The sequence below is a fragment of the Klebsiella sp. S69 genome, assembly GCF_016516145.1.
Classification (GTDB): domain Bacteria; phylum Pseudomonadota; class Gammaproteobacteria; order Enterobacterales; family Enterobacteriaceae; genus Klebsiella; species Klebsiella oxytoca.
Genome location: NZ_JACVUU010000022.1, coordinates 69,976 through 84,968, shown reverse-complemented (window position 1 = coordinate 84,968; position 14,993 = coordinate 69,976). Strand labels below are relative to the sequence as shown.

Sequence of the window (14,993 nt, the reverse complement as noted above, 5' to 3'; positions counted from 1 at the left end):
TATTATTAACTGAATACCATACCGCCATCGATCAGCAGCGACTGACCGGTCATGTAGTTGGAGTCCGGACCGGCCAGATAAGAGACGCAGGCCGCGACGTCTTCCGGTTCGGAAAGACGACCGAGGGTAATGCGTTTCGCAAATTCCTGGGTTCCGTAGCCCAGCGGTTTGCCCGCCGCTTCGGAAACCTGACGGTCAATTTCCGCCCACATGGGGGTTTTGACGATCCCCGGGCAGTAGCCGTTAACGGTAATTCCCAGATGCGCCAGATCGCGGGCGGCGGTTTGCGTCAGGCCGCGCACGGCAAACTTGCTTGAACTGTAGACCGCCAGTTCCGGGTTACCCACGTGGCCCGCCTGGGAGCAGGCGTTGATGATCTTGCCGCCGTGGCCCTCTTTTTTAAACGCATCTACCGCGGCCTGAATGCCCCAGATAACGCCCTTAACGTTGATATTGTAGACTTTATCGATGACGTCCTCGCGAATCTCTTCGATAGGCGTAGAGGGCGCGACCCCGGCGTTGTTAACGATCACGTCAAAACCGCCAAGGCCCTTACGCGCCTGCTCAACGGCGGCAAAAACCTGATCGCGTTTCGAGACATCGACCTTCACCGCCAGCGCCTGGCCGCCGTGCTGGTTAATTTCGTCAGCAACCGCCTGTGCGGTGGCATCGTTATAATCGGCGATGGCCACGGCAAAGCCATCTTGAACCAGGCGAAGGGCGATAGCTTTACCGATACCCTGGCCTGCGCCGGTCACGAGTGCGACTTTTTTCATTGCTGGATTCCTTCTGTAGTGACTCAAAGTAGTTGACTGAGATGAAGCTGGCCCATCAGCAGCGGGTTGTCGCTGTAATCGACGGGGATGGCGACCACGGCGGGGCCATCGACGTCCATCGCCGCCCGCAGCGTCGGCTCAAGGGCGGCGGCGCTCTCGACCGCGAACCCTCTGGCGCCGAAGGCTTCGGCATAGGCTTTAAAATCCACCGGTCCGAACTCAACGCCGGATAGCCGCTGATATTTTTTCTCTTCCTGAATTGCCACCATGTTGTAGCCGTTATCGACCCAGATGATATGCAGGACGTTAGCTTTTAGCCTTACGGCGGTCTCCAGCTCCATACTGGATTGCAGGAAACCGCCGTCGCCGGAAACCGAAACCACTTTGCGCTGCGGGTTCACCAGCCAGGCGCCAATCGCCCACGGCAGCGCCACCCCCATGGTCTGTTGACCGTTGGAAATCATGACCTGACGAGCGCGGAAGCTGTAGAGATAGCGGGCGATCCAGATATGAAAGCTCCCCATATCGACGGTCAGCGTTACGTCGCTGTTGACGATATCCTGCATGGCGCGAACGATGCGCAGCGGATGAAGCGCAAACTGGTTTAGCTGCGCGCCGCGGCGATCGAGCAGTTCCCGCTGGTGCTGGCGGTCAACAAGAATCTCCGCGGCCTGCGGCGACAGAACCAGCTGGTGGTCAATACGCCCGGAGAGTTTGTGCAGCGTGGCAGCGATATCGCCGACCAACTCGATATCCGGGGTATAGTTGCGCTCTTCATAAGCGGGCAGTACGTCGATATGCACCAGCGCGGCGTTACCGTTATTCCACATCGCCGGTTCATACTCCACCGGGCTATAGCCAATGCAGATGACCAGGTCGGCGAGATGCAATAGCCGATCCCCGGCCTGGTTATTGAACAGCCCAACCCGTCCGGCAAAGCGCGTAAAGTGGTCCTGATTTACCGCGCCGGCGGCCTGATAGGTACTGGTGACCGGGATATGGCTTTTTTTCAGCAATTCGCGGAGCGCCGCGCTGTTTTCCGTCTGGCTGGCCATCAGACCGAGCAGGAATACCGGATTTTTTGCCCCGGCAATCATCTTCGCCACTCGCTCAATGGCGTCGTCCGGGGCCGCGCCGGTCTGCGGGGCTTCGCTGGCGGGCAGCACCCTGGCGTGGACTGGCTCATCGACGACGTCCTGCGGCAGACTGACGAAGGCGCTTCCCGGCCGTCCCTGCTCGGCGGCGCGAAATGCGTTAGACACGACCTCCGCCAGCGCATCGGATGCGGTGACTTCCACCGAGTATTTGGTTACCGGGCTGAACATCGCCACCGTATCCATACTCTGGTGCACTTGTTTGGCCTTGTCGGCGCGTTTTACCGCACCGCCCAGCGCCACCACCGGATCGCCTTCGCTGTTAGCGGTGGCCATACCGGTAATCAGATTGGAGCAGCCGGGGCCGGAAGTGACCAGCGCGACGCCCGCTTTCCCTGTGATGCGGCCAACCGCAGCGGCCATAAAGGCGGCGTTGGCCTCGTGGCGTACCGGGATAATGCGAATTGAGGAGTCCAGTAGCGAATCAAATACCTTATCGATTTTTGCCCCCGGAATGCCGAAGACCTGGCGAACGCCCTGGGCCTCCAGCTGGCTGACGATCAGGTCGGCGCCATGCGCCCACTGGCGAGGTTGATGTTGATTATCCACGAGAATCTCCTTAGTTTTCGACTGAGCGAATGGCGGCATCTAGATTGTCCGGGTGCAGATCCGCCTGCAGGAAGGCGCTATCGGCAGGAAGGTCAATCATCAATTTGTGGATTTCGCCAAAGGTCAGCACGCCGTGGTCGAGCTGATAATCGAGCAGGTGACCGCCGCCCTGACGGTCATCGGTGATGAAATGTTCGTGGTAGCCGGCAACGTTAATGCCCTGCATATGCTGCGGGGTACGGAAGCCGACCAGTACCCCTTCGCGCTGGTTGAAGCGGAACACCGGCTGGTCGTCGAGCACGTCGGTCATCGCCCGGTAGGGCGGGGTCTGGCGCGGTACGGTGCGGGTATGCGCATGACGAAAATGACCGTTAATGCGCAGGGCGCAGAAGAGATTATCGGAGGGTATTTGCTGGTCGATAATGTCGTGCAGCTGCTGGCGACTCACCGGTTTATCGAACGTTTTACGATACTGCGGCTGAAACCAGGTCATCACCGCAAACGGCGTGCGCTGTTCCATTCGGGCTTTACGGGCGCTGCCGTCGGCGCGCAGCTGGTATACCTCGCTGCTAAACGCGATCAGTTCGCCGTCCAGTTCATTAAAGGTCCCCAGGCCAAAATCGCCGTGGGTGAGTAAATCAGCGATGGTGGTATTGCCTTCATAAACGCCGCTCAACAGCGCGCTCATCAGAGAGGTCTGGTAGATGACGCTATCGGGATGTTGCGCGGAAAACCCTCGTAGAGTTTCACACAGGCTCTCTTCACAAGAGCATTCAGCAGAATGGTTCATTACCCGCTTCCTCGTTCAACGAATATCAGAAAGGTTAAATAAATGTTGACGCGATTCAGCTCACAGTTCCAATATAGAATCTATGCTTGTTTGAGACGTTTTCGATATGGAACTTCGTTATCTGCGCTACTTTGTCGCCGTCGCCGAGGCGCGACATTTCACTAAAGCGGCAAAAGAACTTGGTATCTCACAGCCGCCTTTAAGCCAACAAATTCAACGGCTTGAACGGGAAATTGGCACACCGCTTTTCCGCCGTTTAACGCGCGGCGTTGAGCTAACGGAAGCGGGGGAGTCGTTCTATGAGGATGCCTGCCAGATCCTCGCCCTGAGCGATGCGGCGCTCGAAAAGACGAAAGGGATCGCCCGCGGACTGAACGGTCGGCTGGCGCTGGGCATTACCAGTTCTGATGCCTTCCATCCGCAGATCTTTAGCCTGCTGCAGCAGTTCCAACAACGTTACCCGGCGGTAACGCTGCATCAAATCGAGGGCAATATGGCGACGCTGATGGGGGCGCTTGGCGAAGCGGAGCTGGATATTGCTTTTGTACGCCTGCCTTGTGAAAGCAGTAAAGCCTTCAATCTGCGGATTATCGATCAGGAGCCGATGGTGATCGCGCTGGCGCGTTCGCATCCGCTGTCGTCATGCGACGAACTCGCGCTCGAGCAGCTTACCGACGTGGCGCCGATTCTTTTTCCGCGCGAAGTGGCCCCTGGCCTGTATGAGCTGGTGTTCAACAGCTATCTGCGCGCCGGTATTGACGTGCAGCGAGCCTATCAGTCATCGCAAATATCGTCGTCGCTCAGCATGGTGGAAGCCGGATTCGGCTTTGCGCTGGTGCCGCAGTCGATGACCTGCATCACGCTACCTGGCGTCAGCTACCACCCTTTGGCGGGCGCGCCGCTAAAAACCGATATTGCTATCGCCTGGCGACGCTACGAGCGTTCGCGCACGGTGAAGCATTTCCTGGCCATGTTTTAACCGGCGAGGTGACTTATTCAGCAGCTATTGACGTTTTATACTGTGTTTTAAGAAAGATAAACATTGGCGGCGGTCGGGCCACGCAGTCCGTTGACTCGACAAAATTCGACGCGGATGCCGGGGCTGATTGTGGTTGGCTCGCCGGGCGATAGTGCGGAAATATGAACCTGTACGTCTTTGCGACCATCGGAGGGGATAATCAGGCCTTTGCCTGTTTTATTATCAAATGTTTTGACAATACCTGTCATTTTTTGGAACAAATAAATACCTTTTAAATATGAAAACCGGCACGACTATACAGTAAGTGAGTGGGAAGTCTATGCAAATCGAAATAAAACCCGCGCTTGCGGGCTTTTACTTTGCCAAAAAAAACGCCATCAGCGCTGGCTGATTATTGTGCAATCATGCGCAATAATCGGCTTCTGACAAGGGATAATTAAGCAGCGGTTTTTGCAGAGGACTGGAAAAATTTATGGCAGTAGGGGCAGATGAGTTGAGCACCTTTTTGTACTCGGCTGAAGCTGTGTTCTGAGTCCTGAGAGCAGTTAGGGCAGGAACATTTTACGAGATAATTACGGCGAGTTTTAGCGTCTTTGCGTTCTGACATATGATATTTCCTGAGTTAAGGGCTTACGACCATACAGCATTGCGCCGCAAATAGCTCTAACTCATTCTGCATAGCGCGTAAATGAGGGAACTCAGGAACCCTATCGCTGGCACCAGTATGAGAAAAATCGTTTCGTGGCCGCAGGCGGTTAAAGAGTAAGTTTTCCCCCATATTTTTGTGATTAACATCACCATTTAAAATCAATGTATTATTTATCAATAAGTTAATGGTAGATGATTTTTTCGCGCAGAGAACAATTTTCTCCATTATTCGCGGATTAGAGGGAAAATAGGTAAGATTTTCTTCCGCGCCTAATATACATTTTAATGGTGGTCGAAGAACGCAAATCACGATGTTGATGATTATATGACCGTTTATTTTTTTGGCTATTAAACGGAGTTTTGGCGGAAGTCTTACGTGCCAACTTCGCTGACCACGTAAATAAAAAATCACGATATTTTATGACTAATAATAGTTTGAGTATATCCTATGAAAACCAGAACTAAAGATATTGCTACCCTGGCCGTTCATGCTGGAAGCCAATCCGATCCGGTAACCAACGCTATATTTACCCCGATTGTCACAGCCAGCTCTTTTATCCAGCCTAACCTTTATGAAGGCGGCGATTTTTGTTATTCCCGGGTTTCCAATCCAACGCGTAAAGCTTATGAATCCGCACTTGCCGAGCTGGAGGGGGGGATATATGCCACCGCTACCGCATCGGGAATGGCGGCCACCAATATCGTGATGGAACTATTGCCCAAAGACGCACACATTATTGCGATGAAGGGCGTCTACGGCGGAACCTGGCGGCTGTTTGAGAAATTAAAAACGCACACCACCGGCGCCACAATTTCCTATATCGATCTGAACGATGAGCAGAGCCTGATGGCGAATATTCAGGGAAACACCGCCTTAATCTGGATTGAAACGCCGACCAATCCATTACTTGAACTGGTCGATATCGCGAAAGTGTGTCGTATTGCTAAAGAACACGCCATTACCACCTGCGTTGATAATACCTTTGCCAGCGCCTGGAACCATAAACCGCTTGAAATGGGGGCGGACATGGTCATGCTCTCCACCAGTAAATATGTTGGCGGACATTCTGATTTAATAGGCGGCGCGGTTATTACCAATAATGAAGCGCTCGCCTCGAGGCTCGATTTTATTAAAACAACGATCGGCTCTATTGCCTCGCCCTTTGATGCCTACCTTGCCCTGCGCGGTATGAAAACGCTGGATTTGCGCATGGAGCGTCAGTGCAGTAATGCCCTGCGCGTGGCGGAATATCTGGAAAACCATCCGGCGATTGCCAGCGTCTATTATCCGGGGCTGCCGTCGCACCCTCAGCATCAGCTATGCAAGAAGCAAATGCGTTCGGGCGGCGCGGTAGTGACCGCGACCCTGAAGGGAGACATGCAGAGCCTGAAACGCTTTATCGGCGGTCTGCACTATTTTGTGCTGGCGGAATCGCTGGGCGGGGTAGAGAGCATGATTAACCATTCGGCCTCAATGTCCCACGGTTCGATGTCAAAAGAGGAGCGGGAAGCGATCGGCGTTTATGACACGACTCTGCGCTTCTCCGTCGGCATTGAACATATCGATAACTTACTCCAGGACCTGGATATTGCCTTCGCCGCTATGGACCTCAAACAGGATAACCATCATGCATGATTATGGCATCTGGACGATAATTACTCCGCTGGTCACCATTATTCTGGCGATTCTGACCCGCCAGGTGATCCTCTCTCTGCTTACCGGTATTTTTGTCGGCTATGCGGTGATTCACCACAGCATTATCCAGGGCGTTGGCGGCACGCTGAACGGAATTATTGAAACCTTTGCCTCCGCCGGTAATGCGCGAACGATTATTTTTATGGTGATGATCGGCGGCATTATGCGGCTGATTGTGGTCACCGGCGGCGTGCGAAAGCTGGTGCAGTTTCTTTCGGAGAAAAATGATTTCGTCACCAATAAAAAGTCGGTCCAGCTACTGGCGATGGTGGTGACATCGTTAATCTTTATCGAGAGTTCGATAAACCAGCTGATTGCCGGCGCATCAACGAAAAACCTTGCCCGGCGCTATAAAGTCTCGCCGGAAAAGATGTCCTATATTATCCAGACTTCCTGCGTGTCCGTTTGCTCGTCGGTGATGATCAACGGCTGGGGAGCGGCGATGATGGGGGTTATCGGCGTCCAGATTGCGCAAGGCTACCTGACCGGCGAGCCATTTGAAGTGCTGGCAAGCTCGATGGTCTGGAATACGATGGCCTGGTTTTCATTAGCCTCAGTGCTTTTTTATATCCTCTCCGGCTGTAGCTGGGGGCCGATGAAAAAGGCGGAGGTTAAGTTTGAAACGGTCCAGACGGAAATAGAACAAGAGCATGGCGAAGAGGAAGCGGACCCGGTGATTGACCATCCGGCCTGCAACTCATTGCTCAACTTCTTTATTCCAATCCTTTCCACCGTACTTATGGTGCCGGTAGTGCTATATATCACCGGCGAGGGACAATTCTCCAAAGGCAGCGGCTCCATGTCGGTCTACTCCGGCGTTATGTTTGGCACCGTCGTCTCTTTTATCTGGTTTCGCCTGCGCGGTATTCTGAACGTAGAAAACTTTTTTAAAGAGCTGTATATCGGCTACGCCAGTATGGTGAAAATCAGCTCAATCATGATTCTGGCCTTCCTGATGGGGCATATTTCGGCGGAACTGAATACCGGACAGTATATTGCTTCGATAACCTCCGGCGTTATTCCATCCGGCTTTTCGATCGGCTTTATCTTCCTGATTGCCGCGGTGATGTCGCTGGCCACCGGTACCTCCTGGGGAACCTTCGCCATCATGATTCCAATTGGCGTCCAGCTCGGCGTGTCCTTAGGCATCGATCCGCACTTTATGATCGGCGCGGCGATTTCCGGCTCAATCTTTGGTGATATGACTTCGCCTATCTCCAGTGATGCCATCGTGGCATCGATGGCGACCAACTGTGACCATATTGAACATATTCGCACCCAGCTGCCTTATGCGCTGGTGACGGGCGGGCTGGCGCTCATTGTTTATTTAATTGTCGGCTTCACTCTTTAACTCAATATTCTCAAAGGATTTGCTATGACTAAGGCTATCGCGACAGAAAATGCGCCGCAGGCAATTGGCCCCTATATCCAGGGCGTGCGCAGCGGAAATTTTATTTTTACATCTGGTCAGCTACCCATCGATCCGCAAACGGGCACTATTCCCGAGTGCGCCGAAGGCCAGACCCGACAGAGCCTCGAGAATATTCAGGCAATCATTGAGGCCGGCGGCCTGACGGTCGCCAATATTTGTAAGATGACTATCTTCGTCAAGGATCTGAACGAGTTCGCTGCCATTAATGATGCCTACGCGGCGTTCTTCACCCAGCGTAACGCTTCTTTCCCGGCGCGCTCTTGCGTAGAGGTCGCCCGGCTGCCAAAGGACGTTAAAGTAGAAATTGAAGCTATCGCCTGGCAGGGATAACTCACGCGAAAGACGGCTTAACGGCGGCTTATTAGCCGCCGTTTTTATATCAAGGAGAGGGCTATGTCGGTAAAACATTATCTCAACAGCTTAGCGCGCGTCGCGCTGGTTGGTGGCGTCACTCCCGTTCAGCATCTGCAGCGGCTGTCGGAATATTTGCAGCGCGATATCTCTATAAAACGTGACGATATTTCGCATCCTGGCATGGGCGGTAATAAGCTCAGAAAGTTAGAGTTTCTGGCGGCAGATGCCATCAATAAAGGCCAGCGATACGCTGGTGACCGCCGGCGGTAGCCGCGCATTTGGGTCTGAAGTGCGCAGCGCTGCTGGAGAATCCCATTCAAACCGTGGAGCCTAACTATCTCTGCAACGGCAACCATCTGCTGTTTAGCCTGATGGGCTGCGAGTCAGAAAGGGTTGCAGAACTTTACGATTCGGATGCGCAGCTGCAGCAGTTCAGCGAGCGGCTTTCGGCAGAAGGGGCGAAACCCTATATTGTTCCCGTCGGCGGCTCAAACGCGCTGGGGTCGCTGGGCTACGTTGAGTGCGCGCTGGAGATAGCGGATCAGTGCGAGCAGATGTGTGCAGTCCGTGGTGGTGTCCTCCGACAGCGCGGAGACGCATGCCGAATACCGCAGGGATGGAGGCGGTGGCGTTGCTGGCGCAGCTGGAGGGGATCGTGCTTGATCCGGTCTATACCGGCAAGGCGATGGCGGGCCTGAACGATGGCGTGAAAACGACGCGTTTCACCGGCAGCGGGCCGGTGATGTTTGTCCATACCGGCGGCGCGCCGGCGCTCTTTGCTTACTATCCTCGCGTCTGAACAACGACGTTAACCAAAAATCGAACCACGCCCGCGCGTGCATGCCGGCGTGGTTTTTTTACATGCTGCGGCGGAGGGGCAGTAGACGCTTTACCGCCGGACAACGCCCGGCATCCATTCGTCCAGCGCCGCGTCAAACCTAATAACGCTTGTGCGCCATGATTTCGATAATTTGTCGGTCGGTATGCTGCATGGCCCGACCGGCGATGGCGCAAAGATTACGAATGGAGTTTTCCACATCGCGATCGACGATACCGTCGTTGCCGGAAACAACCGAATTATCCAGCGCCAGCAGAACCGCTTTCCAGGCGGAAGAGATGCTGGTGGACACTTTCATTGCGCAACTACCGGAAGCGCCATCGCATATGATGCCGCTGACGTCGCCAATCATGTTATTAACCGCCATGGCGATGGTGTCAAAGCTGCCGTTCATCAGCCAGATAATCCCCGCCGCGGCACCCATTCCGGCGGTGGTGGTGGCGCAGAGGGCCGATAGCCGCGGAAGTTTACAGTGAATATAAATAGCGACCAGATGTGATAGCGCCAGCGCGCGGGCCAGCTGCTGCTGGCTGGCGTGAAGACGCTCTGCGGCCACGACCACCGGCATGGTGGCGGTGATGCCCTGGTTGCCGGAGCCGGAGTTGGTCATCGCCGGCAGCGATGCACCGCCCATGCGGGCATCCGACGCGGCGCTGGTGCGGTAGAGGATCTCGTTAAACATATCATCGGAAACCAGTCCTTTGTCGACCTGGCGCTTTAGCGTCGGGCCGATATGCAATCCCCACTCTTTGCTCAGCCCTTTCTTTGAAAGGGCGTTGTTCATTGCGCCAGCCTCGAGCATAAATTCCAGCGTCTGCGCAGGCGCTTCGCTAACGAAATCATAGATCTCGCGCAGCGAACTGTGGGCGACCTGCGCCAGCGGATCGCAGGCGGGAGCAGCGTTCGCGCTTGCGTCCTTAACAAACAGAGGCTCACCCATTTTCTCAACCGCCACCACGTTGGTGTGGTCGCCGGTGATGGTGACCGTCGCATGCTGGTCGCCCGCGTAGACTTTGGCGCGAACGTACAGAATCTCGTCGCAGGGTTCCTGTAGCACCACGCGCACGGCGCCAACCTCAAGTAGCGCCCTGGCGGCATCAATTTCCCGACGGGTGGCCTTGTTAAGCACTTCCAGATTCGCCTGCGGGTCGCCGGCGATAGCGCCGAGAGCCGCGGCGATAGGCAAGCCGGTCATCCCCGTACCCGGGATGGTGACGCCCATACCATTTTTCATCAGATTCGGCGAGACCGCAGCTTCGAACCGCACAATCGCGCCAGAGAGCTGCTGCGCCGCCACGGCGCAGGCGAGGGCGACAGATACCGGTTCGGTACAGCCTAAAGCGGGTTTCACTTCCTGTTTTAATGCCTGAATAAACAGGTTCCATTTAGCACGATTTTCCCGGTGTGACATGACTGAGCCTCTGGAGCGGTGCAGAAAAATGGCCATCGAGGGGATGACTTTCTCCTCGACATTGATTTGCGCCTGCGGGCCAGAAAACGGCGCGGCTCGCAGGAACGATAATCAAAATATTACCGCACTCAGCAGAGAAAAAAGTTGCACGTTCAATTTGTAAAATAGCGCTTTGGGAGAAAATTTTTCTTTAAAAAGCGCGTTGCAAACGGCTTTATGGCGAGGGCTGCGCTGGCGGGATAAAAAAACCGGCAGAGTAGCCGGTTTGGTCGTTAGATCTTACAGGCGTCGCCGCAGTCATCATCGGCCACAATGGCCTGCGCTTTTTTATCGGCATCTTCAAGTCGTTCAGCGTTGCGCTCTTGCGCTTCTTCCAGTCCGCTAAAAACCAGGTTATCGAGAGCAATTTCCATGCGTTACCCATTTAAGTTCAGTGTTGACCGTGTGCAAGTATAGGCAAAACGGCAGGCGGATGCACCCGGCCTGAGCCCCGGTAGCACATAGCGGTAAGCGCGGATGTTTTATTGCGCAAGGCGAGACGAGAAAAGGCGTGGGCGGCGACAAACAATAGTTGAGCGAATATTTCATTTTTAGCCATCAAATTGTTGAATGTTTATCACGCTATTTGTTAAACAAATCGACAACGAGCGCCACACTGGCCATTGACTTGTAAAGATTATGCTAATATTGCCGTGCTTATGGATGTATCTATGGATTATGGTCAATGGTATCGACAACCGCAGTAGCCGCCGTCAAAGAATGGCGGAAACATAATAAATTTATTTGTCAGGTTAAACTCAGCTATAAAAAGGTACTGCGTAAATGCAGAGAAATATCTTTAACCGGAGGGAAATACAAAGAATATCAGACATTATGCGCCAGCTATGCTTGCGCGAAATTAACGGGAGCCACCGAGGGGTTGGTTAACTTTGAAGATAAACCCTTTAAAGCCTATTTAAATAAAAAGATGTCAAAAAGAGCGAAACTCGATATCGCTCATGGCTCTTTGAATTTTATAGAAAAAAGCTTTCGTCCCGAGGCCTTGCCGCAGCTGTATGATATGGCGAACTTTGGCCGTACGCTTATCGCCATTCCGCTGAAAAACGGTAGCAGTATTGATGTGAAGCTCCTGGCATCGCCTTTTCAGGAGGAAGGGGAGCTCATGTTGTTAATGTTCCTTGGCGATAAACGCGTCTACAGTATCTGTTTTTCCTGCACTGACGATGGCCGCGCCTGGATTGGCGGTATTCAGGGAGGGAAAGATATCGATAATGAAGAGGTGAAGGCGCTGACGAAAGAGCTTTACGGCACCCGTCCTAAAAACTTAATTATCACTCTGCTGTACGGTTTTTTAGCCTTTTTCAATATCAAGGAGATCTATGCTATCGACAGTGATTTTCATGTTAAAAGCGACAGAGTAAAAACCCGTTATTCTGAGCTTTGGCTGGAAATCGGCGGCGAGAAGCATCGACGCGGCTGGTATAAATTACCGCCAACCGAGATTAAGAAAAGCCTGGAAGAGGTTAAAAGTAAGCACCGTAGCCAGTTTATCAAGCGTGAAGGTCTGAAGGAGCTGGCGCAGTTGGATCTTGCCGCCGCGCTAGGCGACATCTGCCTCTGCCGTAACGCCGGATAAGCATAAAGTGAAGATTGTCGACCCGCAGGGGGCTGCGGGTCGACAATCGTTTTGCCCTTCATCTTTCCTCGCCTCAACTCCGCGAGTTCAGCCTTACAACCGCTTCATCTGATAAATTAGTTTTATAAATTAAAAAATTTTAAACATTTCATGCGTGATAGTTTTACATTATTTTTACAAATACATATAATTCCTTACGTTCTTCGCTCTGCCTGAGAGCGTCCAACCAACATGATATGCGGTCTGTGTCCTTATCGGTCTGATAAGGCGCTGTTTATATAAGATGTTTTGGTTTTTTCGACTGACGTCGTATGGGATGAAATATGGACGAACGACAAGGTAGCGGAAGGGGAATTTTCTTCACCGTCTACCGATTACTCTTTGTATTACTGAGCTTTGGCATTGGGCTCTTTTTCACCATCTGGGGGGGCAAACTCCTCTCGCTGGGCGGCAGCGCCTGGTATCTGCTCGCCGGTATTGCTTATCTGCTTATCGCCGTCGGCTATCTCGCCCGCAGTCGATATGTCCTGCCTTTTGCCATTCTGACTTTTCTGTTGACCCTTGCCTGGGCGCTGTATGAAGTGCAGCTCAGTTATTGGGGACTGATCCCACGACTGGTGGTGCCTGCGCTGATGCTGATGCTGGCGCTGTGGCTGTCGGCGACGCTGCCGATGCCGCGTACGCGGGTACGCTACGCCAACTGGAGCGCTTCGGCGATTTTCCTCGTGCTGCTGGCGACGCTGGTCTCGGCCTTTTACCCGCACGGCGGTATTCATAACGGCGTGGTGAAAGCGAGCGACGACAAAACGCCGACCCTGGCTGCCAAAAGCGATAACTGGGCGTTCTTCGGTCGCGATGCCTCCGGCACCCGTTTTGCGCCGTACGAGGACATTACGCCGCAAAACGTCAAAAACCTGAAAGTCGCCTGGACGTACCATACCGGCCGGCGGCTTACCGGCGCCGGAATTGGCGTCGATGAAAATACCCCGCTGCAAATTGGCGATACGCTGTACTCCTGTACGCCGCTGAACGTGGTCACCGCGCTGGATGCGGATACCGGTAAAGCGCGCTGGCGTTTTGACCCGCACGCGCAAACCGCCGAGCACGTCACCTGCCGCGGGGTTGGCTATTGGGATGCGCAGAGCGATGATTCTCTGAGCGCAGAGGAGAAGGCCAGCCCGTCGCTGCAGCAGTGTCCGCAGCGTATCCTGGTGTCTACGGTCGACGCCCGCTTGATCGCCCTGAACGCCAAAACCGGCGAGCTGTGCGATGACTTCGGCGACCACGGTAGCGTTGATCTGAAACAGGGTATGGACAATACCGAAAACAGCAAACGCTACCATCCGACCTCAACGCCGGTGATTATGGGGCATATTGCGGTGCTCGGCGGCTGGGTGCGCGATATCGTGCACGGTGAACCCTCCGGCGTGGTGCGCGCGTTTGACGTCCGTACCGGCAAAGTGGTGTGGGCGTGGGACGTCGGCCAGCCGGAAAACGTGACCGATCCGGTAAAAGGGCGCGTCTACACTCTCGAAACGCCGAACGTCTGGACGGTGCCGGGCTTTGACAAAGAGCTGAATCTGATTTATCTGCCGACCGGTAACGGTCCGCCGGACTACTGGGGCGGCGATCGCAACGCGGCCAAAGAGAAATATGGCTCGTCCGTGGTGGCGGTGGATGCCAGCACCGGGGAGACGAAGTGGGTCTTCCAGACCGTGCATCATGATATCTGGGACTATGACCTGCCGTCGCAGCCGGTACTGTTCCATATGAAAAACGACCGGGGTGAAGAGGTTCCGGTCCTGATCCAGACCACCAAAACCGGGCAGATTTACGTGCTCGACCGGCGTACCGGCAAGCCAGTGACTCGCGTAGAAGAGCGACCTGTGGCCCACGACGGCGCGGAAGGCGAGCATCTCTCCGCCACCCAGCCGTTCTCCACCGGCATGCCGCAATTGGGCGTCGAGCCGCTCACCGAGAAGTCGATGTGGGGCGTGACGCCGTTCGATCAGCTGATGTGCCGTATCGACTTCAAAGCGTCGACTTATCTGGGTATGTACACGCCGCCGTCAGAGAAGCCGTACATCGAATGGCCGAGCCTGCTGGGCGGCATGAACTGGGGCGGTATCACTATCGATGAGCGCACAGGAACGCTGTTCGTCAATGATATGCGGATGCCGCTGAGAATGTCGCTGGTGCGCAAAGAGGATATGGCGAAATACAAAGTCTCCACCGACGAGGTGCCCGGCTTTATGGGGACCGTGCGTCCGCAAATTGCCGGGCCATACGGCGGCGTGCGGATTGATATCTTGCAGTCGGCGCTGGGCGTTCCCTGTAATACGCCGCCGTTTGGCACCATGAGCGCCATCGACCTCAATACCCGCCAGCTAGGGTGGCAGGTACCGATGGGATCGGTAGAGGATACCGGTCCGCTGGGGCTGAAAACGCACATGCATATCCCGCTGGGTATGCCGACGCTGGGCGGCCCAACGTCCACGGCTTCCGGACTGGTCTTCTTCGCCGGTACCCAGGATAACTACCTGCGCGCGCTGGATTCCGCTACCGGTAAAGAGCTATGGCGCGCTCGTCTGCCGGTAGGGGCAGTGGCGGCTCCGCTGATCTATAAATCACCGAAAAGCGGTAAAGAGTACGTGGTGATCTCCGCCGGGGGCGCCAGCCACTCGCCGGACGTGGGCGATGATATTATTGCCTTCGCGCTGGAAGAGTAGC

At 54.5% G+C, this 14,993-nt stretch carries 13 protein-coding genes and 1 pseudogene; 7 read left to right on the top strand and 7 right to left on the bottom strand.

Annotated elements, in window-relative coordinates; all coding sequences use genetic code 11:
* Positions 1–5: 5 nt before the first annotated feature.
* The 3 genes from IAE27_RS20910 to budA are packed head-to-tail and all read right to left on the bottom strand — an operon-like array spanning position 6 to position 3,269.
* A complete protein-coding gene (locus IAE27_RS20910) occupies positions 6–776 on the bottom strand; it encodes a (S)-acetoin forming diacetyl reductase (RefSeq protein WP_004102805.1) in 771 nt (256 codons plus the stop codon).
* A 23-nt stretch (positions 777–799) separates the two neighbouring features.
* Positions 800–2,518, bottom strand: coding sequence for an acetolactate synthase AlsS (alsS, locus tag IAE27_RS20905; RefSeq protein WP_202406650.1), 1,719 nt, complete (start codon positions 2,516–2,518; stop codon positions 800–802).
* The gene (gene budA, locus IAE27_RS20900; RefSeq protein WP_004102800.1) at positions 2,490–3,269 is read right to left on the bottom strand and encodes an acetolactate decarboxylase; all 780 of its coding nucleotides are present in this window, start codon (positions 3,267–3,269) and stop codon (positions 2,490–2,492) included. Before budA ends, alsS begins: the two co-directional genes overlap by 29 nt.
* Positions 3,270–3,375: 106 nt before the next feature.
* Between budA and IAE27_RS20895 the strand changes: the two genes are divergently transcribed.
* On the top strand, positions 3,376–4,248 hold the full coding sequence (locus tag IAE27_RS20895; protein WP_004102798.1) for a LysR substrate-binding domain-containing protein: 873 nt from the start codon (positions 3,376–3,378) through the stop codon (positions 4,246–4,248).
* 47 nt (positions 4,249–4,295) lie between these two features.
* On the opposite strand, the gene cspF is transcribed toward IAE27_RS20895, so the two are convergent.
* The gene (gene cspF / locus IAE27_RS20890; protein WP_016810065.1) at positions 4,296–4,508 is read right to left on the bottom strand and encodes a cold shock-like protein CspF; all 213 of its coding nucleotides are present in this window, start codon (positions 4,506–4,508) and stop codon (positions 4,296–4,298) included.
* Between the two features lie 176 nt (positions 4,509–4,684).
* On the bottom strand, positions 4,685–4,855 hold the full coding sequence (locus IAE27_RS29665) for a YnfU family zinc-binding protein (protein ID WP_213799282.1): 171 nt from the start codon (positions 4,853–4,855) through the stop codon (positions 4,685–4,687).
* Positions 4,856–5,344: 489 nt separating this feature from the next.
* Here IAE27_RS29665 and IAE27_RS20885 point away from each other — a divergent pair, with 489 nt between their 5' ends.
* The 4 genes and pseudogenes from IAE27_RS20885 to IAE27_RS20870 all read left to right on the top strand — a co-directional run bounded on the left by IAE27_RS20885 (position 5,345) and on the right by IAE27_RS20870 (position 9,177).
* The gene (locus IAE27_RS20885; protein ID WP_154022417.1) at positions 5,345–6,532 is read left to right on the top strand and encodes a trans-sulfuration enzyme family protein; all 1,188 of its coding nucleotides are present in this window, start codon (positions 5,345–5,347) and stop codon (positions 6,530–6,532) included.
* Positions 6,525–7,943 (top strand): Na+/H+ antiporter NhaC family protein, encoded by a 1,419-nt coding sequence (locus IAE27_RS20880; protein WP_004102794.1) that lies wholly within the window; start codon positions 6,525–6,527, stop codon positions 7,941–7,943. The genes IAE27_RS20885 and IAE27_RS20880 overlap by 8 nt, the downstream gene beginning before the upstream one ends.
* 24 nt (positions 7,944–7,967) lie before the next feature.
* A complete protein-coding gene (locus IAE27_RS20875) occupies positions 7,968–8,354 on the top strand; it encodes a RidA family protein (protein WP_004102792.1) in 387 nt (128 codons plus the stop codon).
* A 63-nt stretch (positions 8,355–8,417) separates the two neighbouring features.
* Positions 8,418–9,177, top strand: a pseudogene (locus IAE27_RS20870) (pyridoxal-phosphate dependent enzyme).
* 139 nt (positions 9,178–9,316) lie between these two features.
* Here IAE27_RS20870 and IAE27_RS20865 read toward each other — a convergent pair.
* Together IAE27_RS20865 and IAE27_RS20860 are read right to left on the bottom strand one after the other, a co-directional pair.
* Complete coding sequence (locus IAE27_RS20865; protein ID WP_200092836.1) at positions 9,317–10,627, bottom strand: serine dehydratase subunit alpha family protein; 1,311 nt, start codon at positions 10,625–10,627, stop codon at positions 9,317–9,319.
* A gap of 272 nt (positions 10,628–10,899) precedes the next feature.
* Complete coding sequence (locus IAE27_RS20860; RefSeq protein WP_154022418.1) at positions 10,900–11,040, bottom strand: hypothetical protein; 141 nt, start codon at positions 11,038–11,040, stop codon at positions 10,900–10,902.
* Positions 11,041–11,351: 311 nt separating this feature from the next.
* Here IAE27_RS20860 and IAE27_RS20855 point away from each other — a divergent pair, with 311 nt between their 5' ends.
* Together IAE27_RS20855 and IAE27_RS20850 are read left to right on the top strand one after the other, a co-directional pair.
* Positions 11,352–12,263, top strand: coding sequence for a DUF535 family protein (locus IAE27_RS20855; protein ID WP_032728369.1), 912 nt, complete (start codon positions 11,352–11,354; stop codon positions 12,261–12,263).
* Positions 12,264–12,586: 323 nt separating this feature from the next.
* Positions 12,587–14,992 (top strand): membrane-bound PQQ-dependent dehydrogenase, glucose/quinate/shikimate family, encoded by a 2,406-nt coding sequence (locus tag IAE27_RS20850; protein ID WP_200092834.1) that lies wholly within the window; start codon positions 12,587–12,589, stop codon positions 14,990–14,992.
* Position 14,993 lies beyond the last annotated feature (1 nt).

Coding starts and splice junctions, on each gene's coding strand:
- alsS (WP_202406650.1), bottom strand. CDS start 2,518: ATGCCGCCATTCGCTCAGTCGAAAACTAAGGAGATTCTCGTGGATAAT.
- IAE27_RS20855 (WP_032728369.1), top strand. CDS start 11,352: ATGGTATCGACAACCGCAGTAGCCGCCGTCAAAGAATGGCGGAAACAT.
- IAE27_RS29665 (WP_213799282.1), bottom strand. CDS start 4,855: ATGTCAGAACGCAAAGACGCTAAAACTCGCCGTAATTATCTCGTAAAA.
- IAE27_RS20885 (WP_154022417.1), top strand. CDS start 5,345: ATGAAAACCAGAACTAAAGATATTGCTACCCTGGCCGTTCATGCTGGA.
- IAE27_RS20860 (WP_154022418.1), bottom strand. CDS start 11,040: ATGGAAATTGCTCTCGATAACCTGGTTTTTAGCGGACTGGAAGAAGCG.
- budA (WP_004102800.1), bottom strand. CDS start 3,269: ATGAACCATTCTGCTGAATGCTCTTGTGAAGAGAGCCTGTGTGAAACT.
- IAE27_RS20850 (WP_200092834.1), top strand. CDS start 12,587: ATGGACGAACGACAAGGTAGCGGAAGGGGAATTTTCTTCACCGTCTAC.
- IAE27_RS20865 (WP_200092836.1), bottom strand. CDS start 10,627: ATGTCACACCGGGAAAATCGTGCTAAATGGAACCTGTTTATTCAGGCA.
- IAE27_RS20910 (WP_004102805.1), bottom strand. CDS start 776: ATGAAAAAAGTCGCACTCGTGACCGGCGCAGGCCAGGGTATCGGTAAA.
- IAE27_RS20875 (WP_004102792.1), top strand. CDS start 7,968: ATGACTAAGGCTATCGCGACAGAAAATGCGCCGCAGGCAATTGGCCCC.
- IAE27_RS20880 (WP_004102794.1), top strand. CDS start 6,525: ATGCATGATTATGGCATCTGGACGATAATTACTCCGCTGGTCACCATT.
- IAE27_RS20895 (WP_004102798.1), top strand. CDS start 3,376: ATGGAACTTCGTTATCTGCGCTACTTTGTCGCCGTCGCCGAGGCGCGA.